This is a genomic window from Streptomyces sp. NBC_01478 (assembly GCF_036227225.1).
GTDB lineage: Bacteria > Actinomycetota > Actinomycetes > Streptomycetales > Streptomycetaceae > Streptomyces.
Genome location: NZ_CP109444.1, coordinates 10,945,766 through 10,966,023, shown reverse-complemented (window position 1 = coordinate 10,966,023; position 20,258 = coordinate 10,945,766). Strand labels below are relative to the sequence as shown.

The 20,258-nt window shown below is 69.1% G+C and carries 18 protein-coding genes; 11 read left to right on the top strand and 7 right to left on the bottom strand.

The window, feature by feature from the left end; all coding sequences use genetic code 11:
* The 6 genes from OG223_RS48675 to OG223_RS48650 all read left to right on the top strand — a co-directional run bounded on the left by OG223_RS48675 (position 1) and on the right by OG223_RS48650 (position 5,800).
* Entirely contained in the window at positions 1 to 1,074 is a 1,074-nt protein-coding gene (locus OG223_RS48675; protein WP_329263717.1) for an ABC transporter permease, read from the top strand.
* Between the two features lie 5 nt (positions 1,075 to 1,079).
* Positions 1,080 to 1,970, top strand: coding sequence for an ATP-binding cassette domain-containing protein (locus OG223_RS48670; RefSeq protein ID WP_329263715.1), 891 nt, complete (start codon positions 1,080 to 1,082; stop codon positions 1,968 to 1,970).
* Positions 1,971 to 2,020: 50 nt separating this feature from the next.
* Complete coding sequence (locus OG223_RS48665; RefSeq protein WP_329263713.1) at positions 2,021 to 2,878, top strand: sugar phosphate isomerase/epimerase family protein; 858 nt, start codon at positions 2,021 to 2,023, stop codon at positions 2,876 to 2,878.
* 115 nt (positions 2,879 to 2,993) lie between these two features.
* The gene (locus OG223_RS48660; RefSeq protein ID WP_329263711.1) at positions 2,994 to 3,551 is read left to right on the top strand and encodes a 5-deoxy-glucuronate isomerase; all 558 of its coding nucleotides are present in this window, start codon (positions 2,994 to 2,996) and stop codon (positions 3,549 to 3,551) included.
* 24 nt (positions 3,552 to 3,575) lie between these two features.
* Positions 3,576 to 4,772, top strand: a complete 1,197-nt coding sequence (locus OG223_RS48655) for a Gfo/Idh/MocA family protein (RefSeq protein ID WP_329263709.1) — start codon at positions 3,576 to 3,578, stop codon at positions 4,770 to 4,772.
* Between the two features lie 29 nt (positions 4,773 to 4,801).
* The gene (locus tag OG223_RS48650; protein ID WP_329263707.1) at positions 4,802 to 5,800 is read left to right on the top strand and encodes a sugar phosphate isomerase/epimerase family protein; all 999 of its coding nucleotides are present in this window, start codon (positions 4,802 to 4,804) and stop codon (positions 5,798 to 5,800) included.
* A 229-nt stretch (positions 5,801 to 6,029) separates the two neighbouring features.
* On the opposite strand, the gene OG223_RS48645 is transcribed toward OG223_RS48650, so the two are convergent.
* On the bottom strand, positions 6,030 to 6,497 hold the full coding sequence (locus tag OG223_RS48645) for an enoyl-CoA hydratase/isomerase family protein (RefSeq protein ID WP_329263706.1): 468 nt from the start codon (positions 6,495 to 6,497) through the stop codon (positions 6,030 to 6,032).
* A gap of 20 nt (positions 6,498 to 6,517) precedes the next feature.
* The gene (locus tag OG223_RS48640; RefSeq protein ID WP_329263704.1) at positions 6,518 to 7,537 is read right to left on the bottom strand and encodes a LacI family DNA-binding transcriptional regulator; all 1,020 of its coding nucleotides are present in this window, start codon (positions 7,535 to 7,537) and stop codon (positions 6,518 to 6,520) included.
* Between the two features lie 259 nt (positions 7,538 to 7,796).
* On the opposite strand from OG223_RS48640, the gene OG223_RS48635 reads away from it, so the two are divergent.
* The 5 genes from OG223_RS48635 (at position 7,797) to OG223_RS48615 (ending at position 14,882) form a co-directional block, all read left to right on the top strand.
* Positions 7,797 to 9,773: a glycoside hydrolase family 127 protein gene (locus OG223_RS48635; protein ID WP_329263702.1), complete on the top strand. Its 1,977-nt coding sequence runs from the start codon at positions 7,797 to 7,799 to the stop codon at positions 9,771 to 9,773.
* A gap of 47 nt (positions 9,774 to 9,820) precedes the next feature.
* Positions 9,821 to 11,068, top strand: coding sequence for a sugar ABC transporter substrate-binding protein (locus tag OG223_RS48630; protein WP_329263700.1), 1,248 nt, complete (start codon positions 9,821 to 9,823; stop codon positions 11,066 to 11,068).
* Positions 11,069 to 11,149: 81 nt separating this feature from the next.
* Positions 11,150 to 12,133, top strand: coding sequence for a carbohydrate ABC transporter permease (locus tag OG223_RS48625; protein WP_329263698.1), 984 nt, complete (start codon positions 11,150 to 11,152; stop codon positions 12,131 to 12,133).
* Positions 12,130 to 12,951 carry a carbohydrate ABC transporter permease gene (locus tag OG223_RS48620; protein ID WP_329263696.1) on the top strand — a complete coding sequence of 274 codons (822 nt, stop codon included), beginning with the start codon at positions 12,130 to 12,132 and terminating at the stop codon, positions 12,949 to 12,951. Before OG223_RS48625 ends, OG223_RS48620 begins: the two co-directional genes overlap by 4 nt.
* 161 nt (positions 12,952 to 13,112) lie before the next feature.
* Entirely contained in the window at positions 13,113 to 14,882 is a 1,770-nt protein-coding gene (locus OG223_RS48615; RefSeq protein ID WP_329263694.1) for an RICIN domain-containing protein, read from the top strand.
* 55 nt (positions 14,883 to 14,937) lie between these two features.
* On the opposite strand, the gene OG223_RS48610 is transcribed toward OG223_RS48615, so the two are convergent.
* The 5 genes from OG223_RS48610 to OG223_RS48590 all read right to left on the bottom strand — a co-directional run bounded on the left by OG223_RS48610 (position 14,938) and on the right by OG223_RS48590 (position 20,158).
* Positions 14,938 to 15,756 carry a sugar phosphate isomerase/epimerase family protein gene (locus tag OG223_RS48610; RefSeq protein WP_329263693.1) on the bottom strand — a complete coding sequence of 273 codons (819 nt, stop codon included), beginning with the start codon at positions 15,754 to 15,756 and terminating at the stop codon, positions 14,938 to 14,940.
* A 30-nt stretch (positions 15,757 to 15,786) separates the two neighbouring features.
* Complete coding sequence (locus OG223_RS48605) at positions 15,787 to 16,629, bottom strand: carbohydrate ABC transporter permease (protein WP_329263691.1); 843 nt, start codon at positions 16,627 to 16,629, stop codon at positions 15,787 to 15,789.
* Entirely contained in the window at positions 16,619 to 17,605 is a 987-nt protein-coding gene (locus tag OG223_RS48600; protein WP_329263689.1) for a carbohydrate ABC transporter permease, read from the bottom strand. The genes OG223_RS48605 and OG223_RS48600 overlap by 11 nt, the downstream gene beginning before the upstream one ends.
* Positions 17,606 to 17,615: 10 nt before the next feature.
* Entirely contained in the window at positions 17,616 to 18,947 is a 1,332-nt protein-coding gene (locus tag OG223_RS48595) for an ABC transporter substrate-binding protein (protein WP_329263687.1), read from the bottom strand.
* Between the two features lie 92 nt (positions 18,948 to 19,039).
* Positions 19,040 to 20,158 (bottom strand): Gfo/Idh/MocA family protein, encoded by a 1,119-nt coding sequence (locus tag OG223_RS48590; protein WP_329263686.1) that lies wholly within the window; start codon positions 20,156 to 20,158, stop codon positions 19,040 to 19,042.
* Between the last annotated feature and the right edge of the window lie 100 nt (positions 20,159 to 20,258).

Genomic DNA, 20,258 nt, shown 5'->3' with positions numbered 1-20,258 from the left:
ATGACTCAGCTCACGGCTCCGGCGACGGGTTCCCCGTCGCCGGCTCCGCCGGTCCCCCAGACGGACGGGCGGACCTCCGAACGGCCTCTGCCGCTCCGGCTGTTGGCGCGTCCCGAGGTGGGTGTCTTCCTCGGTGCGGCCGCGGTGTACGTGTTCTTCCTGATCGCCGCTCCGCCGGTGCGCGAGGGCGCGTCGATGGCGAACATCCTCTACAGCTCCTCGACCATCGGCATCATGGCCTTGCCGGTCGCGCTGCTGATGATCGGCGGGGAGTTCGACCTCTCCGCCGGTGTCGCCGTCATCACCTCCGCACTCACCGCGAGCATGCTCAGCTACCAACTGACCATGAACGTATGGGTCGGTGTGACCGTCGCCCTGCTCGTCTCGCTGGGGGTCGGGTTCCTCAACGGCTGGATGGTCGTCAAGACCGGACTGCCCAGCTTCCTGGTCACCCTGGGCAGCTTCCTCATCCTCCAGGGCGTCAACCTCGCGGTGACGAAGCTGGTCACCGGGAACGTGGCGACGGACGACATCAGCAACATGGACGGCTTCGGCCAGGCCAAGAAGGTCTTCGCGTCCTCGTTCGAGGTCGGCGGCGTCAACGTCAAGATCACCATCATCTACTGGCTGGTGTTCGCGGCCATCGCGACCTGGGTCCTGCTGCGCACGAAGTACGGCAACTGGGTCTTCGCGGTCGGCGGGAACAAGGACTCGGCGCGGGCCGTCGGCGTGCCCGTGGCGTTCACGAAGATCTCCCTGTTCATGCTGGTCGGTTTCGGTGCCTGGTTCATCGGCATGCACCAGTTGTTCTCCTTCAACACCGTCCAGTCCGGCGAGGGCGTCGGCCAGGAGCTGATCTACATCTCCGCGGCCGTGATCGGCGGCTGCCTGCTGACCGGTGGTGCCGGTTCGGCGATCGGCCCGGTGTTCGGGGCGTTCATGTTCGGGATGGTGCAGCAGGGCATCGTCTACGCGGGCTGGAACCCCGACTGGTTCAAGGCGTTCCTGGGCGTGATGCTGCTCGGCGCCGTCCTCATCAATCTGTGGGTCCAGCGCACCGCGACCCGGAGGTGACCTTCATGGCAAGCAACGAATCCGGCACTCACGGCGCCATCCTCCAAGACACGGCGCCGAGCGACGCGGACGCGCCGATCGTCCAACTGCGCAACGCGGGCAAAACGTACGGCAACGTCCGCGCCCTGCACGGCGTCGACCTCACCGTCCGCCCCGGCCAGGTCACCTGCGTGCTGGGCGACAACGGCGCGGGCAAGTCGACCCTGATCAAAATCATCTCCGGGCTGCACCAGCACACCGAGGGCGAGTTCCTCGTCGACGGCGGGCCGGTGCACTTCACCACCCCCCGCCAGGCCCTGGACCGGGGTATCGCGACCGTCTACCAGGACCTGGCCGTCGTCCCGCTCATGCCGGTCTGGCGCAACTTCTTCCTCGGCTCGGAGATGACCAAGGGCCCCTGGCCGTTGCGCCGCCTCGACATCGAGCGGATGAAGAAGACCGCGGACGAGGAACTCCGCAACATGGGCATCGTCCTGGACAACCTGGAACAGCCCATCGGCACCCTCTCCGGCGGGCAGCGCCAGTGCGTCGCCATCGCCCGCGCCGTCTACTTCGGCGCCCGCGTCCTCATCCTCGACGAACCCACCGCCGCCCTCGGCGTCAAACAGTCCGGTGTGGTCCTGAAGTACGTGGCGGCGGCGCGGGAACGCGGTCTCGGGGTCATCTTCATCACCCACAACCCGCACCACGCCTACATGGTCGGCGACCACTTCAGCGTCCTGCGCCTGGGCACCATGGAACTCTCCGCCGAACGCAGCGAGATCACCCTGGAAGAACTCACCAACCACATGGCCGGCGGCACCGAACTCGCCGCACTCAAACACGAGCTGTCCCAGGTCCGCGGCCTCGACACCGAACAACTCCCCGACGAGAAGACCACACTCACAGTCGGCTGACGGCGGCTTCAGACGCACCCCCGCTCCCCTACACCCGAAGGCATTCCCCCATGAAGATCGCCCTCGACCCGTACATGATCCGCCATGTCCCGCTGCTCGAACTACCCGGTGTGGTGGCCGAGTTGGGCTACGAGTGGATCGAGCTCTCACCCCGCGAGGACTTCATCCCGTTCTTCCGGCACCCCCGGGTGGACGACGCCACCGTGCGCAAGTTCCGCAAGGCACTGGACGCGGCCGGCGTCGGGATCTCCTCCCTGCTGCCGCTGTTCCGCTGGTCCGGCCCCGACGAGGACGCCCGGCAGGCCGCCGTGCGCTACTGGAAACGGTCGATCCAGATCGCCTCCGAGCTGGGCGTGGCCAGCATGATCTCGGAGTTCAACGGCCGGCCCGAGGAAGCGGACCGCAGCGAGGCCCAGTTCTGGAAGTCGATGGACGAACTCCTCCCCCTCTTCGAGCAGGAGGGCATCCGACTGGCCCTGGAACCGCACCCCGACGACTTCATCGAGGACGGCCACCAGGCGGTCGACTTCATCAGGGGCATCAACCACCCGAGCGTCAGCTTCCTCTACTGCGCCCCGCACACCTTCCACATCGGTGACGACGCCCCCGGCATCATCCGGCACGCGGGCGATCTGCTCACCCATGTCCACTTGGCCGACGCGTTCGACCACACCGCGTCCTCGGGCAACCGCTACATCCTCAACCCGCCCGGCACCACGGCCCGGATCCACCAGCATCTCGACATGGGCGAGGGCGAGGTCGACTTCGGCGAGTTGTTCCGAGCCCTGCGGGAGAACGGCTTCGACGGCACCCTGACCGCGTGCGTCTTCGCCTGGGAGGAACGGGCCAAGGAGTCCTCGCTGTTCATGCGCGCGAAGATCGACGAGTACCTCGCCGCATCGTCGTAACAAACCGTTGACATGACTTTTCGGCGCGGGTGCCGTGCTCCGCCGTAAGCGCCCTTAAAGCGCTTTATCCATCCCAGCCTCTCCCCTGGGAGCCCGGAGCGAGGGGAATCGCGAAGTGCCGTTGGAAGTGCTCACCATGGGCCGTGTCGGAGTGGACATGTATCCGCTCCGGACGGGCGTAGGCCTGGCCGACGGCTCCTGCGACCTCCTGGCCACGCCCGCGTCGGCGGGCCGGGGATGCTCCGACTTCAGGAGCCTGACCCTGAAGCCGGGCGAGGCGCACGCCCTGTCCACCGGAGACTCCGAGTTCCTGGTGCTGCCGCTGACGGGCTCCCGCACCGTCACCGCGGACGGCTCGGCCCTCGAACTCACCGGCCGGACAGGCGTGTTCGCCTCGGCCACCGACTGCGCGCATCTGCCGCGCGCGTCGGAGGCCCTTGTCCGCAGTGCGAACGGTGGGACGTTCGCACTGCCCCCCGCCCGTACCGAGCGGAGCTCACTCTCCGCTCGGTACGGGCCCAAGGAGAACACCGACCCGTACGGCGACAGAACCGCCCTGTTCACCGTCTCCGGCGAGGCCGCGCGCCAATTCGGCATCCGCACCCGCACCCGCACCACGGTCGCCACTAACCGCCGGCCACCGGCCGCCTTCGACCTTCCCGCCCCCAACTGACCTCTTTTCTCAAGGGACACCTTCATGACCTCCTCCGCCAAGCCCTTGTCCGTCGCGGTGATCGGAGCCGGTATGGCCGGCCGCAGCCACGCCGCCGGATACCGCAACGCCAACACCGTGTTCGGAGCGGGACTGCCGCCGGTACGGCTGGCCGCGATTGCCGACGCCAACACCGCGCTCGCCGAGGACGCCGCCCGTCGCTACGGCTTCGACAAGGCACTGCCGAGCTGGGAGGCCGTCGCCGAGGACCCGACGATCGACGCTGTCAGCATCGTCGTCGGGAACGCGCTGCACCGGCCGATCGCCGAGGCGCTGGTCGCCGCCGGGAAGCACGTGCTGTGCGAGAAGCCGCTGGCCGGCTCGCTCGAAGACGCGCGTGCGATGGCCGAGTTGGAGCGGTCCACCGATGTCGTGACCGCCGTCGGGTACACCTTCCGCCGCTCGCCCGGCATCGCCGCGATCCGCGACCATGTGCGGCGCGGCGAGCTGGGTGACCTCACCCTGTTCAGCGGACGTTACTGGTGCGACTACGCCACCGACCCCAGGGGGCCGCTGAGTTGGCGTTTCAAGGGGGGTGCCGGTTCCGGCGCGCTCGGCGATGTCGGCTCGCATGTCATCGACGTTGCCGAGTACGTCGCCGGTCCCATCGCCTCGGTCTCCGGTGCCACGCTGTCCACGCAGATCGCGAAGCGTCCGCTGCCGCTCGGCGCGGTCGTCGGGCACAACGCCGCTCCCGTCTCCGACGAGTTCGGCGAGGTGGAGAACGAGGACACCGCGTCCTTCACGGCCCGTTTCGAGTCCGGGCTCGTAGGTACCTTCTCCGTCACCCGTACCGGTTTCGGGCTGCCCAACGGGCTCGCCTTCGACGTCCTCGGGGTCGGCGGGCGGGCCGCGTTCGACCAGCACCGACCGGCCGAGTACCTCTTCGACGACGCCCAGCCCGACGTCCGTACCCGCGGTGCCCGGCAGATCATCGCCGGTCCCCAACTGCCGTACTTCGCGGGCGGGGTGCCGATGGAGGCGCCGGGCGTGGGCGCGAGCAACGCCGACAACTTCACCTACCAGGCAAGGGCGTTCCTCGACCAGGTCGCGGGGGTCGCTGAACCGCTCCCGGCCTGCGCCTCGTTCGCCGAGGGACTGCGGACCATGGAGATCATCCGCGCGATCGTCGAGTCCTCGCAGGCCGGCGGCACCGCCGTCACCGTCCCGGCCGCCGTCTGACCCCCCGCACCCATCCAAGGAGCACCCGCATGTCCCTCAAGCTCGGCGCCTACACCGCCTGTCTGCACGACCGCCCGCTGGCCGAGGCCCTCGACATCCTCAAGGAGAACGGCCTGACCTCCGTCGAGGTCAACACCGGCGGGTTCATCCCCTCCCCGCACTGCCCGGTCGACCTGCTGCTGTCCTCGGCGACGGCGCGCGAGGAATACCTGGCGAGCTTCGCCGACCGCGGGATGGAGCTGACCGGCCTCAACTGCAACGGGAATCCGCTCAACCCGCTCCCCGGGGTCGGCCCGAAGCACGCGGACGACCTGCGCCGTACGATCCGCCTCGCGGGGCTGCTCGGGGTGCGGCACGTGGTCACGATGTCGGGCACACCGGGCTCCGACCCGGACGCCAAGTACCCCTCCTGGGTGGTGAATCCGTGGGACGGCGTCTACATGGACGTCCTGGACTACCAGTGGGACGTGGCGGTCGGGTTCTGGAAGGAGATCGACGCGCTGGCCCGGGAGAACGACGTCCGGGTCGCCATCGAGATGCACCCGCACAACCTCGTCTTCTCCCCGGTCACCCTGAAGCGCCTCGTCGACGCGACCGGCGCGACCAACGTCGGTGCGGAGATGGACCCTTCGCACCTGATGTGGCAGGGCATGGACATCGTCGCCTCCATCAAGTGGCTCGGCCCGCTGGTGTTCCACGCCGCCGCCAAGGACGCGACGCTCTGCCCCGGCGCCGACATCCGCGGTGTGCTGGACACCTCGTTCACCCGCGTGCCGGCCGACGCACCCGACAAGGTGCCGACCGGCTACGGCTTCTGGTGCAACTCCTGGCCCGAGAACCCGGCGTGGAAGTTCGTCGCCGTCGGCGTCGGCCATGACGTCGCGTACTGGACGGAGTTCCTGCGCGCTCTCGCCGAGGTCGACCCGGACATGGCCGTCAACATCGAGCACGAGGACGCCGCCTACTCCCAGACCGAGGGGCTGGCCCTGGCCGCCAAGAACCTGCACGCCGCCGCGGCCGCCGTCTAGGGCCAACTCCCCTACCGGATACACCGGATACACCGGATACAAGAGTGCAGGAGTACAGGACCGCGCCCGGTCAGCCGGGCCGGTCCGCCGTCCTCGGTCACCCAGCGAGGCACGCGGTCGCGACAGCGCCGTATCTCAGGTAGCCCGCACCGCCCGTCGCCGTTCCCGTCGTCCATCGGCAACCTCCCTGCGGGGAACGCAAGTTGAGGTGTACGTCCCCGGACGTGGCTCACCACTCGGCCGGGCACCCCTTGAGTTCCTGCAAGTAGCGCCGGTGGGCGTGGCGGGCCCGGTCGCTCGTCATGCCGGCGGGGAGTTCGGTGTCGAGCGGGTCGGCGAGCTCGGCGATGTCGCGCGGCGCGGCTGCCTGGCATACCCGCTCGGTGAACGCGTACTGCTCGACGCAGTCGTCGTGTGTCCGCTCGGCGACGGCGATGGCACGCTTCAGCAGCTCCCCCGCCGGGGCCAACTCGTGCCCCATGCCCAGGGCGTGAGCCTGATCCGGGGTGAAGATCTCCCCGAGCAGGCAGGTGCGGGCGGCGACCGGCTCGCCCCAGGTGTGCGCGAGCATGCGGACGTACACCGCGGGCATCGGAATGTCGATCGGCACCTCGTTGAGACCGAGGCGCGCTGATCCGTCGGCGACGGCGACCCGGTAGTCGCACACGGCGGCGGTGATCAGCCCTCCGGCGACCACGGAAGACCTCGCCCAACAGCTCACGTCGATTCGCGGACCACGAGACGACAGGGAACGGTGTGCAGCCCGGGCGCCGGCTCGGAGCCGATGGCGTCCAGCAGCAAAAGGGCGGCCCGTCGGCCGATCTCGGAGAGGTCCGTGTCGATCGTGGTGAGGGGCGGACGGGAGGCCAGCGCCATGACGTCCCAGTTGTCGTAGCCCACGATCGACACCCTGCCGGGGACGTCCAGGCCGTTCTCGCGGAGCGCGTCGGCGACGCCTCTGGCGATCTGGTCGTTGCCGCAGAAGAAGGCGTCCGTGTCCGGTGCGGTGCGCAGTACCGCTTCGGCGGCGCGGCGGCCCCACGCCTCGCTCCACTCCCCGAAATGCACCCGGCCGGTGGCGAGTTCCATGGCGGAGTGCTGGAGCAGTTCGAGGGTGTGGTGGGCGCGGTCGCGGGCGGCCGCGTGGTGGGCCGGGCCGGTGATGTGCGCGATGCGGGTGCGGCCGGCGGCCAGCAGGTGCTCGATGGCCAGATGGGCGCCGCTCCGGTCGTCGGACACGACGGAGATGTCGTCCGGATCGGTGGACGGCGAGAGTGCGTAGACCGTCGGAATCGGTTCGACGCCTTTCAACGGCGGGCGCGGGTCGGTCCGTCGGCCGGTCACGATGATGCCGTCGACCCGGCGGCCCATGAGGTTGCTCAGGTGGTGCTGCTCGCGGATGGCGTCGCCTCGGGTGTCGCACAGCAGCACGGAGATCTTTCCGGCGCCGAGCGCGTCCTCGGCCCCGAGGAGGACGGGCGTGCTGAAACGACCGATGCCGTCCGTGGTCATCAACCCGACGGTCCAACTACGGCCGGTGTGCAGACTCTGCGCCTGCTGGTTGGGGCGGAAGTCGAGCTCTTCCACGGCGTCCAGGACCCGCTGCCGGGTCTCCGGGCGCATGCTGCCACTGCCGTTCAGCGCCTTCGAGGCCGTCCCGACACTGACACCGGCCAGTCTGGCAACGTCGGTAAGCTTCGCCCGCCCGGTGGGCGGAGGACTGGGAACGACGGTCACGCGCAACCCTTTTCCTAGATGACGTCTGCAGAAACATCCTGGCACCCTTCGCGGCGGCAGGCCAGTCCCAAGCAGGCGACGAAGATATTTGGGCGTACCTCTTGACGCACCCGCGCACCCCTTCCTACCTTTCCCGGCAGAAAAACGTTTTCCTTAGCGGGTTCGAGAGACGGAGCAACGCCCGTCCGATCTCCGGGACGCCATGACGCCCTCATGCGTCGGGTCCCGACTTGCTTCCCACCTACGCCTTCGGAGAGCCATGCCCCGCCCACGTTCCACCGCGCTTTCCTCCGCGGCCTCGGCCCCGTCCGGACGGACAGGCACTTCCACCGGGCCGGTACGTCTCGGACCGGGCGCCAAGGCCGCACTCGCGCCTGCCGCGGTCGAGGTGCGCGCCGGCTTCTGGAGCACCCGGCGCGAGGTGAACGCACGTGTCTCGCTCCCGCAGGGCCCCGGGCTGCTGGAGTCGGCGGGGAATCTGCACAACCTGCGGCTGGCGGCGGGCACGGCGGAGGGCGAGTTCCGGGGCGCGTACCCGTTCGTGGACACGGACGTCTACAAGTGGCTGGAGGCCGCCGCCTGGCAACTCGCCCAACAGCCGGACGGCGAACTGGAGTCGGAGGTCGACCGGATCGTGGCCCTGGTCGCCGGCGCGCAGCAGCCCGACGGCTATCTGAACACGTGGTTCCAACTGCTCAAGGGAGGCGAGCGGTACAAGGACCTGCGCTGGGGTCACGAGCTGTACTGCGCCGGTCATCTCATCCAGGCGGCCGTCGCTCACCACCGGGCCACCGGTCGGCCCCAACTCCTGGACGTGGCGCGCAAGTTCGCCGACCACATCGACTCCGTGTTCGGCCTTCCCGGCAGCGGCAAGGAGATCGACGGCATCGACGGCCACCCCGAGGTCGAGACCGCGCTGGTGGAGCTGTACCGGGAGACCGGTGAGCGCCGCTACCTCGAGCTGGCCGGCTACTTCGTCGACCGGTTCGGCCACGGCCTGCTGGGCGGTGAGGCGTACTGCCAGGACCGGGTGCCGCTGCGCGCGGCGGACACCGTGGAGGGCCACGCCGTACGGCAGTTGTACCTGCTGGCCGCCGCCACCGATCTGGCGACCGAGACCGGGGACGCCGAACTCCGGGCGGCGGGCGAACGGTTGTGGCGGGCGATGACCACCACCAAGACCCATCTCACCGGCGGTCTCGGCGCTCACCACGACGAGGAGGACTTCGGCGACCCCTACGAACTCCCCAACGAGCGTGCCTACTGCGAGACTTGCGCCGCCATCGCCTCCGTCCAGTGGAGCTGGCGGATGGCCCTGCTCACCGGCGAGGCCCGCTACTCCGACCTGATCGAACGCACCCTGTACAACGGCTTTCTGGCCGGGGTGTCGCTCGACGGCGAGAGCTGGCTGTACGTCAATCCGCTCCAGGTCCGCGACGGCCACACCGACCCGGGCGGCGACCAGTCGGCCCGCCGCACCCGCTGGTTCCGCTGCGCCTGCTGCCCGCCGAACGTGATGCGGCTGCTGGCCTCGCTGGAACACTATCTCGCCACCAGCGACACCGGCGGACTCCAGATCCACCAGTACACCACCGGTCGTTACACGGGCGACCTCGACGGCACCTCGGTCGCGGTGAGCGTCGAGACCGAGTACCCGTGGCAGGGTGCGATCGGCCTGACCGTCGAGGAGTCCCCGGCCGACCGCCCCTGGACCCTCTCGCTGCGCGTCCCGCAGTGGTGCGCCGAGTACCGGGTGCGGTGCGGGGACACGGAGTACGACCAGACCGACGCCCCCGTGGCCGACGGCTGGCTACGGCTTGAGCGCACCTGGGCACCAGGCGACCGGGTCGTTCTCGAACTCGCCCTCGCGCCACGCCTGACCGCGGCCGACCCTCGCGTGGACGCCGCGCGCGGTTGCGTGGCCATCGAGCGCGGGCCGCTCGTCTACTGCCTGGAGCAGGTGGACAACCCCGGCGGCGGCCTGGACGACATCGTCCTGAACCGTACCGGTGCGCTCGCCGTGCAGCATCGGCCCGACCTGCTGGGCGGCGTGACGACGGTGACGGCAGTCGGCCGGCGGCGCCACATCCCCGACGCGGGCTGGTGGCCGTACACCGCCGCCGACGGCGAGGCACCGGAAACGGACGGTGCGCCGGTCGAGCTCACCGCCATTCCCTACTACGCGTGGGCCAACCGCCAGGACGGCGGCATGCGCGTCTGGCTGCCCACCTCCTGACCCCCGTTTCCCCTCCCTACGAGCCGCACCAAGACAACGAGGTCACCGTGAGAAACGTCCGCCGCACCCTCCTCACCGCCATAGCCGCCGTCGGCGCGCTCACCGCTGTCGCCGCCTGCGGCAGCGGTTCCGACTCCTCCGCCTCCGGTTCCGGGAAGGCCGGCGGGACGTACAACTTCTGGGACCCGTACCCCCAGTTCGACGCCTCCTCCGCCTGGGGCAAGCTCGTCACCAAGTGCGGCACGGACGCCGGGGTCAAGGTCAAGCGCACCAGCATGGACACCACCGACCTGGGCAACAAGGCGCTGCTCGCCGCCCAGCAGGGCAACGCCCCCGACGTGATGCTGGTGGACAACCCGGTCGTCTCCACGCTCGTGGAGGCGGGCATCCTCAACAAGACCGGCGACCTCGGCCTCGACACGTCGTCGATCCAGAAGAACATCCTCGGCGCGGGCGTCATCGACAACGCCTCCTACGGAGTGCCCATCGGTGCCAACACCCTCGCGCTCTACTACAACAAGAAGATCCTGACCGCGGCCCACGTCGACCCCGCGTCCATCAAGGACTGGAACTCGCTCACGGCGGCGCTGAAGAAGGTCAAGTCGGCGGGCAAGAAGGGCATCACGTTCTCCGCGATCAACACGGAGGAGGGCAGCTTCCAGTTCCTGCCCTGGTTCTGGGGCGCGGGCGGGGACCTGACCAAGCTCGACTCGGCGAAGGGCGTCGCCGCACTGTCACTGTGGAAGCAGTGGGTCGACGGCGGATACGCGCCGAAGGACGTACTGCAGAACACCCAGACCACCAGTTGGCAGGAGTTCGCCACCGGCGACTACGCGTTCAGCGAGAACGGCACCTGGCAGCTCGGTAACGCCGACAAGGCCGGCTTCGCCTACGGCGTCATCAACATCCCCGGACAGAACGGCGGTTCGGCACCGGTGCCGACCGGCGGCGAGTTCGTCACCGTCCCGGTGCAGAAGGACACCTCCCGCTACGACGCCAGCAAGAAGATCGTCACCTGTCTGACGAACTCCACGAACCTGCTGACCACCGACACGACCCTGACGTACGTGGCACCCACCGCCCAGGTGCAGGCCCAACAGGTGAAGCAGAACCCCGAGCTGAAGCCGTGGGTCGGCGCGGTGGCCGCGGCGCGCGGCCGCACCAGCGGTGGTCTGGGCACCAAGTACCCGACGATCTCCCAGCCGATGTGGACCGCCGTGCAGAACGCCCTGTCGGGCGGCAAGAGCCCGCAGGCGGCCCTCGACGCCGCTCAGACGGCCGCGAGCAAGGGCTGACACCCCCGGCTTCCGAACCCCTCCGGCAACCGCATCGCCGTCGCGCCCGTCCTGACACGCCACCCGCATCCAGGAGTACGCATGACCATCGCCCGCGTCGACCGCCGCTCGCAGCGGTCCCCGGCCAGGTCCGGGGCGACCGGCACCGGACAACGGACGGACGCGTCGGACCTGCGGCGCCGGCAGCGCCGTCGCAGCCGGCTCACCGCGCTGGCCTTCATCGCCCCACTGGTCGTCTACCTCGCCGCCTTCTACCTCTATCCGCTCTACCGCAACCTCGACCTGAGCCTGCGCGACTACACCGTCCGGTCGTTCGTGCAGGGCGACGCGCCCTTCTCCGGCCTCGACAACTTCAGGACCGTCCTGGACGACCCCACGTTCGGCCCGGCGATGCGCCACACCGTGATCTTCACGTTCGCGTCGATCGCGTTCCAGTACGTGGCCGGGCTCGCCCTCGCGGTCTTCTTCAACCGGCACTTCCGGCTCGCCGGGACCCTGCGCGCCCTGTTCCTGATCCCCTGGCTGCTGCCGCTGATCGTGTCGGCCTCGACCTGGTCGTGGATGTTCAACAGCGAGTCCGGTGTCATCAACTACGCCCTGCACTTCGTGGGCGTGTCCCCGGTGGACTGGCTCAACTCGCCCGACTGGGCGCTGACTTCGGTCGTCATCGCGAACATCTGGATCGGCATCCCGTTCAACCTCGTCATCCTCTACAGCGGGCTCCAGAACATCCCCGCCGAGTTGTACGAGGCCGCGTCCCTGGACGGGGCCGGTGCCTGGCAGCAGTTCCGGCGGATCACCTTCCCGCTGCTGCGCCCGGTGTCGGCGATCACCCTGCTCCTCGGGCTGGTCTACACGCTCAAGGTGTTCGACCTGATCTGGATCATGACCAAGGGCGGTCCGGGCGACGCGTCGTCCACCCTCGCGACCTGGTCGTACCAGCTCGGCTTCGGCACGCTGCTGCCGAAGTTCGGCCCCGGCGCGGCCGTCGGCAACATCCTCATCCTCATCGCGCTCGTCTTCGGCCTGCTCTACATCCGCGTCCAGAGGAGGCAGGAAGCATGAAGTCCCGTACGGGAAAGCGCCGTTACACCGTCATCGGCGTCCTGCTGACCGCCGTGATGCTGTTCCCGGTGTACTGGATGATCAACGTGTCACTCACCCCGCAGCAGGACATGCGCAAGAGCCCACCCGATCTGCTGCCCCTGCACCCCACCTTCGAGGGCTACCGGGCCGTCCTGAACGACCAGATGCCCTACCTCGGCACCAGCCTGCTCATCGGCCTGGGCACGGTCGCCCTCACCCTGGTCCTCGCCGCCCCGGCCGGCTTCGCCCTGGCCAAACTGCGCCCGCTGGGCGGCGGAACCCTCGGACTCGCCCTGCTGGTCGCCCAGATGATCCCCGGCATCGTCATGGCCATGGGCTTCTACGGCATCTTCCTCGACCTCGGCCTGCTCAACTCCTGGTGGGGGCTGATCATCGCGGACTCCACCATCGCCGTGCCGTTCGGCGTGATGATCTTCACGGCCTTCATGTCGGGCATCCCCGGCGAGCTGATCTCCGCGGCCCGTATCGACGGCGCCGGCACGTGGCGCACCTTCCGGTCCGTCGTGCTGCCGGTCAGCCGCAACGCGGTCGTCACCGTGGCGCTCTTCAGCTTCCTCTGGGCCTGGTCCGACTTCGTCTTCGCCAACACCCTTGACGGCGGCGGCACTTGGCGGCCGATCACCCTCGGCATCTACAAGTACATCGGCAACAACAACCAGGAGTGGAACGCGATCATGGCCACCGCCGTCGTCGCGTCGATCCCGGCGGCCGTCCTCCTCGTCCTTGCCCAGCGTTATGTGGCCGCGGGCGTGACCGCAGGCGCGGTCAAGGACTGATCAACGGTGCCGGCCGTCCCGGGCCCACCGGTCGGGCGGGGCCGCGGGCCGCCGACGCCTCCCCGAGCCGCCTCCGCATCGCATCGCATCGCATCGCATCGCATCGCATCGCATCGCATCGCATCGAGCAAGTCCCCCTCCCTTCCTCAGGAGAGCCGCTGATGTCATACCTGAGCCACCGTCACCGTTCCAGAGCGCCCCTAGGCCGCGTCGGCGCCACCGTGCTGGCCACCTCCCTGGCCGCCACCGCCATCGCCCTGACGGGCGCACCCGCCCAGGCCAGCCCCACGTCGGCCACCACCTTGGTCGTCAACGCCGCGCAGAACCTGCGCTCCGTCACCCACGTCGGCACGGGCAGCCTCTACGGCCTCGCCACTGCGAGCACCCCCGCCGACAGCCTCGTACAGGCCCTGAAGCCCAACACCTTCGTCCAGATGGCGCCCGGCGGCAGCCAACTCCCCAACGGAGAGCCCGCGCCCGCGGGTGACTCCCTGGTCGTCGCCCCGAAGGCCGCGGCCGCGGGGGCCAAGGTCGTCGTACGGATGCCGGACTGGTATCCGAACTTCCCCTACCAGTGGGTGAGTTGGAGCAACTGGCTCGCGGCGGTCGACCAGCAGGTCGCCGCGGTGAAGTCCTCCGGTGCCACCAACATCAGCGCATACGAGCTCTGGAACGAGCCGGACTGGACCTGGGACACAACCAACGCCGGTGCCTTCGACGCCGGTTGGGCCCGTACGTTCAAGGAGGTCCGCGCCAAGGACACCACCACCCCGATCCAGGGCCCGAGCTACTCGGCGTGGAACCAGTCCTGGATGACCACCTTCCTCACCGACGCCAAGGCCAGCGGCACGGTCCCCGACGTCATCGCCTGGCACGAGCTCCAGGGCAGCAGCGGCATCGCCGCCCATGTCGCGGCCTACCGCTCGCTGGAGAGCAGCCTCGGCATCAGCCCGCGTCCGATCGACATCGAGGAGTACGGCACGCCCACCGAAATGGGCAACTCCGGTGCACTCATCGGCTACGCCGCCAAGTTCGAGCGCGCGGGCGTCCGCGACGCCGAGCTGGCCTTCTGGAACCACTACGGCACCCTCGGCGACACCCTGACCGACACCGGCGGCTCGCCCAACGGCTCCTACTGGACGTACAAGTGGTACGGCGCCATGTCCGGGAACATGCTCACCACAACACCGCCCGCCCAGACCGGCATCGACGGTCTCGCCTCCCTCAACGGCGCGGGCAACCAGATCAGCGTCGTCGCCGGCGGCTGCACCGGCTCCTGCGCCGTCACGGTCAACGGGCTCTCCTCCCTGTCGGCCTACGGCAGCACCGTCCACGTCAAGCTGGAGTACAGCCCCGACACGGGCCGCACCACGGCTTCCCCGGGCCCGATCACCATCTCGGACACGGACTACTCCGTCTCGAACGGCTCCATCACCGTGCCGGTCACGATGAACGCCGCCGACGGCTACCACCTGACGATCACCCCCAGCGGCACCTCGACGTCCTTGGCCGGGCGCTACCAGATCACCAACAAGAACAGCGGCCTCGCCCTGGACACCCTCAACGCGGCCACCGCACAAGGCACTTCGGTCGTCCAGGCCACGTCCACCACCGGCACCGACCAGAACTGGACCCTCGTGGCCGCCGGCCAGGGCCTCTACAAGATCGTCAACCAGAAGAGCGGCCTGCTCCTCGGCATCACCAACGCGGGCACCGGCAACGGCGGCACCGCCCTGATCTGGGGTGACAACGGCACCGCCGACCACCTCTGGCAGATCATCCCGGCCCGCGACGGCTACGCCAAGATCGCCAACTACAACAGCGGGCTCCTGCTCGGCGTCGACCAGATGAGCACCACCTCCGGCGCCCAGGTCCTGCAGTGGTCCGACAACGGCACCGCCGACCACCTGTGGAAACTCACGGTTCGCTGAGTCGATCGTCAAAGGTCCCGCGCCGACCGTCCACACGGCGAGCGCGGGACCGCCTTCACACCACGGTCGTCGGCGAGCCCGCCGCGGTGCGCCGCGCCTTCAGCCAGGCCACGCTCTCCGCGACCAGGTCGAAGATGTCGGCCCCTTCGGCGATCCCGTCCGCCTCGATGATGTGCACCCGGATCGAGTCCCGGCCGGCGTCGAGCGCGTCCGCCAGGGCCACCGAGCCCTGTCCGGCGGCGACTTGGGGTTCGCCGCGGACCGCCGGGCCGTCCTTGACGTGGACGAGTTCGACGCGTTCGCCGAGCCTGGCGACCACGTCGGCGGGGACCTGGCCGGCGGTCTGTGCCCAGTAGAGGTCGACCTCGGCGACGATCGACGGGTCGAGGGCGTCCCACAGCACGTCGTAGCCGTAGCGGCCGTCGTCGAGCCGGGTCCACTCCCAGTAGTGGTTGTGGTATCCGACCCGCAGGCCGTGGACCGCCGCGGCCTTGGCCAGGGCGTTGAACCGGTCGGCGTACCGGCGCACTCCGTCGGCCGAGACCAGGGCGTCGCGGGTGAACCCGGGGAGCGCCTCGGGAGTCGACGCGATGGCGATGGGCACGCCGGCCTCGGCCATCTCCTCGAAGAACCAGCCGGGATCGTCCGCGTCGGGCAGGCGGGCGTGGGTGGAGGAGACGGTGAGACCGGCGGCGTCGATGTCGGCCCTCAGCGAGCGGGCCTCGGCCAGGCGCGCGGCACGGGGCAGTTCGTTGCGGCCGAGACGGAAGGGTTCCACCGCGGTCACCCCGAGGTCGGCGATCCTGGCGAGGGTGGCGGGACGGTCCTCCAGGACGTTCATCAACGTGTAGAGCTGCAAGCCGATGGCCGGCATGCCAAGGTCCAATCTGTCGGGGCCGGTTGGTCACTTCACCGCGCCGGCGGTGAAGCCGGTGATGAGGAAGCGCTGGAGCAGGAGGAACCCGGCGACCACCGGGAGGGACACGACCAGGGAGGCGGCCATGACCTGGTTCCAGTAGACGTTCGCCTCGGTGGAGTAGGCCTGCAGGCCTACGGCGAGGGTGCGGCTCTGGGTGTCGGTGAGGACCGAGGCGAAGAGCACCTCGCCCCAGGCGGTCATGAAGGCGTAGATGCACACGGCGACGATTCCCGGTGTCGCGGCGGGCACGATGATCTGCAGCAGGGTGCGCAGCGGGCCGGCGCCGTCGACCTTCGCCGCCTCGTCGAGGTCGCGCGGCACCGTGTCGAAGTACCCGACCAGCATCCACACCGCGAACGGCAGCGAGAAGGTCAGGTAGGTGACGACGAGTCCGGTGCGGGTGCCCACCAGGTCGGTGCCGAGGTTCTGGTCGGCGTAGACGAAGAGCAGGTACAGCGGCAGCAGGAAGAGGATGCCGGGGAACATCTGGGTGGCGAGCACCGCCGACTTGAAACTTCCGCTGCCGGGGAACTTCCAGCGGCTCAGCGCGTAGGAGGCGAAGACCGCCACCAGTACCGACAGCACTGTCGCGGACACGGCCACGATCAGGGAGTTGACGAAGTACTGGGCCAGCGGCACGGTGTGCCAGATGTCGATGAAGGACTGGATCGTCGGCGACGACGGGAACCAGGTGAACTCGCCCTGCACGTCGGGGAGCGTCTTCAGCGACGAGGCGAGCATGACGTACAGCGGGGCCAGGACGAACACCGACAGCAGGGTGAGTGTGACGTACCGGAAAGCCCGGTAGCCCGGGGTGTCATGATTCATGGCCGGTCCTCCGGGTGAAGGCGAGATAGCAGGCGCTGACCACTGCCAGGAACAGCAGGAGCAGCACGCTCATGGCCGAGCCGAGGCCGAAGTTCCAGGTGGCGAACGAGCTTTGGTAGATGTGCACCGAGATCAGGTCCCCGGCCGGCGGGGCCGAGCCGCCGAACAGGATGTACGGGGTGCTGAAGTCGTTGAAGGTGTGCAGGAACATCACGAGGACCAGCACTTTGTTGACCGAGGACAGCAGCGGCAGGGTGATCATCTGCAACTGCCGCCAGGGGCCCGCTCCGTCGATGCTCGACGCCTCGTAGACCTCGCCCGGGATCGCCTGCATGCCGGCCATGAGGATCAGGAAGGCGAAGGGCCACATCCGCCAGATCGCGACGACGCACTCGGCCCAGAAGGCGTTGTGGCCGATCAGCCAGAACGGGTTGGAGTCGATCAACCCGAGCTGGCCGAGCAGGTGGTTGAGCATGCCGTTGTCGCGCTGGAAGATGAAACGCCAGGTGATGACCGCGGTGTACGCGGGCAGTGCGTACGGCACGAGGAACAGCGTCCGCAGCAACCCCCGGCCGCGGAAGGCGCGTTGGAGTGCGAGCGCCGCCGCCATGCCGACGATCCAGGCCCCGGACAGGACCACGGCCGTGAAGCCGAGGGTGACGAAGAAGGACTGGGCCAGGGACTTGCCGGTGGGGCCGTCGAAGTCCAGGACGATCCCGAAGTTCCCGAGGCCGGTGAAGGGCGCCTCCCACCAGTGGCTGATCTGGTACTGCGTCACGCGCAGGCCGCTCATCGCCACACCGAGAACGATGGGCACGAAGTGGACGATCACTTCGAGGGCCAGGGCGGGGAGCAGGAAAGCGTACGGGATCCAGCGGCGGCCGCGCCCCCGGAAGCGGCCGCCTCGCACGGACTGTTTCGGTGTGTCCGGGGTCCCGGGGCTCTCGCGGGTCCCGGAAGGACTGATGACTGCCATCGTCCTGCTCCTAGTTGCCGGCTTCGAGCTTCTGGTCGGCCGCGGTCATCTCACTCTTGATCTTGGCCTTGCCGGGCTGCTTTCCGGTCGCGGTCTGCGCGGCGAAGGAGCTCATCGCCTGGCCGACCAGGGTCTCGAACTGGGATTCCTCGGCGATCTGCGGGAGCGGTACGGCCCGGGAGTCGAGCGTCTGCCGGGCCACTGCCAGCGTCGGGGTGTCGAACGCCGGGTCCTTGGCGTCCGTGACCGAGGGCAGCGTCCCGTAGGTCTTGTTGAGGTACACCTGCTCCTTGGCGCTGGTCAGGAACTTCACGAACTGGGTGGAGCCTTCGAGGTTCCCGGTGTTCTTGAAGACCGCCACGTTGATGCCTCCGACGAACGAGCCGATGTCCTTGCCACCGGCGACCGCCGGGTCCTGGGCCGGTACCGGGACGACGCCGTAGTCGGCCGTCGTCATCTTGTACTGGCCGAGCGTCAGACCGGTCGACGACTGGGCGAGGATCATGCCGGCCTTGCCGGACGCGAAGTTCTGCAGGAGGGCGACCTTGTCGGTCATCTCGGCGTCGGACGGGTTGACGATGCCGTCCTTGCCGATCCAGGACAGCCACTGGTCGATCCCGTCGACCATGCCCGTGTCGTCGAACTTCGGGGTGTGGCCGTCGAAGACCTCGGCACCGTGCTGGGTGCCGAGGATGAACGCGAAGTGCGCGGCGAACGAGGACGAGGCTCCCTGCATACCCAGACCCCACTGGTCGGTCTTGCCGTCGTTGTTGGTGTCCTTGGTGAGTTTGTTGGCGTCGGCGACGAACTCGCTCCACGTCTTCGGCGGCGAGGTGATGTGCGCGGCCTTGAACAGCTTCTTGTTGTAGAAGAGTTCGTACGAACTGGTGTAGAGCGGCAGGCTCGCCGGGTCCTTGCCGGTGGCGCCCGTGGACTTCAACGCGGCGGGCAGGAAGCGGGATTCGCCGCCGACCTTGGCCAGCAGTTCCTTGTCCCACGCGACGAAGGCTCCGGTCGCCTGGAGTGACGCGGACCAGGTGTTGCCGATGTTCAGTACGTCGGGGCCCTTGCCGCTGGTCGTCGCCGCGAGGATGCGGTTGAGCAGGTCGGCCGAGGGGATGACCTCCAACTTGACCTTGACGCCGGTCTGTTGGGTGAACTTGTCGATCTCCGGCTGGAGGACCTTCTTGTCCGCGTCGAGGCTGGTGCTCTGGTTGGTCGCCCAGTAGGTGATGGTCTTGTCACCGGAGGCGGAGCTGGAGCCGCCGCCGCACGCCGTGGCACCGGCGCCTGTCAGCATCGCCGCGGCCGCGAGCGCGACTGCACGGGTTCTGCGCTGCATGGTGATTCCTCTCAGGTCATGCGTGATCGATTGAGGTGGTGCACGGGTTCGGTGCCGGCGTGCGGGGCCGGAGGAGGTTCGGACAGGGAGGTTCAGGCGGAGACGGACTGCGGGAGGGCCGCGGGCGCGGGCCGCTCGGCCCGGCTGGTGATGGCCCGGGCTCCGGCGGCGAACGTCGACTGCTCGATGGCTTCCAGCACTTCGAGCACGTGCAGCGCGAACTCGCCCGGGACACGCAGCGGTTGACCGCGCAGGGACTCGACGAGGTCGTTCACGCCATGGCCGCGGAAGGGGCCGGCCTCCGGGGCGCGGGTGGGCGGGATGACCGGAGGGAGTTCGGACCAGTCCGCGTCCGTACGGCGCTTGATGAGGACCGGGGCGTCATGGCGGTTCGGGTCGGGGATGTTCAGGGTGCCCTCGGTGCCGTAGACCTCGATGTGGGGCAGGGTCATGTCCCAGATGTCGAAGCTGTAGAGGGTGGAGACGATCGCGCCGGAGGTCGTGCGGAGGATGGCGGCGACGGTCGTGGGGACATTCACCTCGACCTCGTCGACGACGCGGTTCGGGGTGGTCACGGTGATGCGCGGGCTCGGGATCGTGCTGGTGCCGACGACTTCGGCGACGGGGCCGAGCAGGTTGACCAGGGCGGCCACGTGGTAAGGGCCCCAGTCGAGGGTCGGGCCGCCGCCGGGCTGGAAGAAGAAACCGGGGTTGGGGTGCTTGGCCTCGACCTTGGACGAGCGGACGAAGGACGTGGCGGCGAAGGGCGTGCCGATCAGGCCGCCGTCGATGGCCGCGCGTGCCGTCTGCCCTGCCGTGCCGAGGAACGTGTCGGGGGCGCCGGCCAGGACGCGGCCGGCCGCCTTTGCCTGTGCCAGGTTCTCGCGGGCCAGGGTGACCGTCGCGGCGAGGGGCTTCTCGCTGTAGACGTGCTTGCCGGCCGCGAGCGCGTCACGCGTCACCTCCCAATGGGCCACGGGAGGCGTGATGTTGACGACGACGTCGACGTCCGGGTCGGCGTAGAGCTCGGCGGGCGTGCCGTACGCGGGGATGCCGTGGAGCTCGGCCTTGGCGCGGGCCCTGCCGACGTCGATGTCGGCGATCCTGATGACGGGCAGGTCGCCGTACCAGGCAAGGCCCCGGGCGTAGGCGTCGAAGACCATGCCGGCGCCGACGACGCCGATGCGTGCACGAGGGGTTGATCGGTTCACCGTGTCTCCCAGGTCGCGGTCGAGCGGAGCGGGTCCGCCGGTGGATGAGACCGGACGTGCGAGACACGATGGAAGCTAGTGGCGGCGGTGAGAGGCGGTA

What these genes read in the sequence shown, in the direction of transcription:
- OG223_RS48675 (WP_329263717.1), top strand. Translation starts at nt 1, where the DNA reads ATGACTCAGCTCACGGCTCCGGCGACGGGTTCCCCGTCGCCGGCTCCG.
- OG223_RS48670 (WP_329263715.1), top strand. Translation starts at nt 1,080, where the DNA reads ATGGCAAGCAACGAATCCGGCACTCACGGCGCCATCCTCCAAGACACG.
- OG223_RS48665 (WP_329263713.1), top strand. Translation starts at nt 2,021, where the DNA reads ATGAAGATCGCCCTCGACCCGTACATGATCCGCCATGTCCCGCTGCTC.
- OG223_RS48655 (WP_329263709.1), top strand. Translation starts at nt 3,576, where the DNA reads ATGACCTCCTCCGCCAAGCCCTTGTCCGTCGCGGTGATCGGAGCCGGT.
- OG223_RS48650 (WP_329263707.1), top strand. Translation starts at nt 4,802, where the DNA reads ATGTCCCTCAAGCTCGGCGCCTACACCGCCTGTCTGCACGACCGCCCG.
- OG223_RS48635 (WP_329263702.1), top strand. Translation starts at nt 7,797, where the DNA reads ATGCCCCGCCCACGTTCCACCGCGCTTTCCTCCGCGGCCTCGGCCCCG.
- OG223_RS48625 (WP_329263698.1), top strand. Translation starts at nt 11,150, where the DNA reads ATGACCATCGCCCGCGTCGACCGCCGCTCGCAGCGGTCCCCGGCCAGG.
- OG223_RS48620 (WP_329263696.1), top strand. Translation starts at nt 12,130, where the DNA reads ATGAAGTCCCGTACGGGAAAGCGCCGTTACACCGTCATCGGCGTCCTG.
- OG223_RS48615 (WP_329263694.1), top strand. Translation starts at nt 13,113, where the DNA reads ATGTCATACCTGAGCCACCGTCACCGTTCCAGAGCGCCCCTAGGCCGC.
- OG223_RS48610 (WP_329263693.1), bottom strand. Translation starts at nt 15,756, where the DNA reads ATGCCGGCCATCGGCTTGCAGCTCTACACGTTGATGAACGTCCTGGAG.
- OG223_RS48605 (WP_329263691.1), bottom strand. Translation starts at nt 16,629, where the DNA reads ATGAATCATGACACCCCGGGCTACCGGGCTTTCCGGTACGTCACACTC.
- OG223_RS48600 (WP_329263689.1), bottom strand. Translation starts at nt 17,605, where the DNA reads ATGGCAGTCATCAGTCCTTCCGGGACCCGCGAGAGCCCCGGGACCCCG.
- OG223_RS48595 (WP_329263687.1), bottom strand. Translation starts at nt 18,947, where the DNA reads ATGCAGCGCAGAACCCGTGCAGTCGCGCTCGCGGCCGCGGCGATGCTG.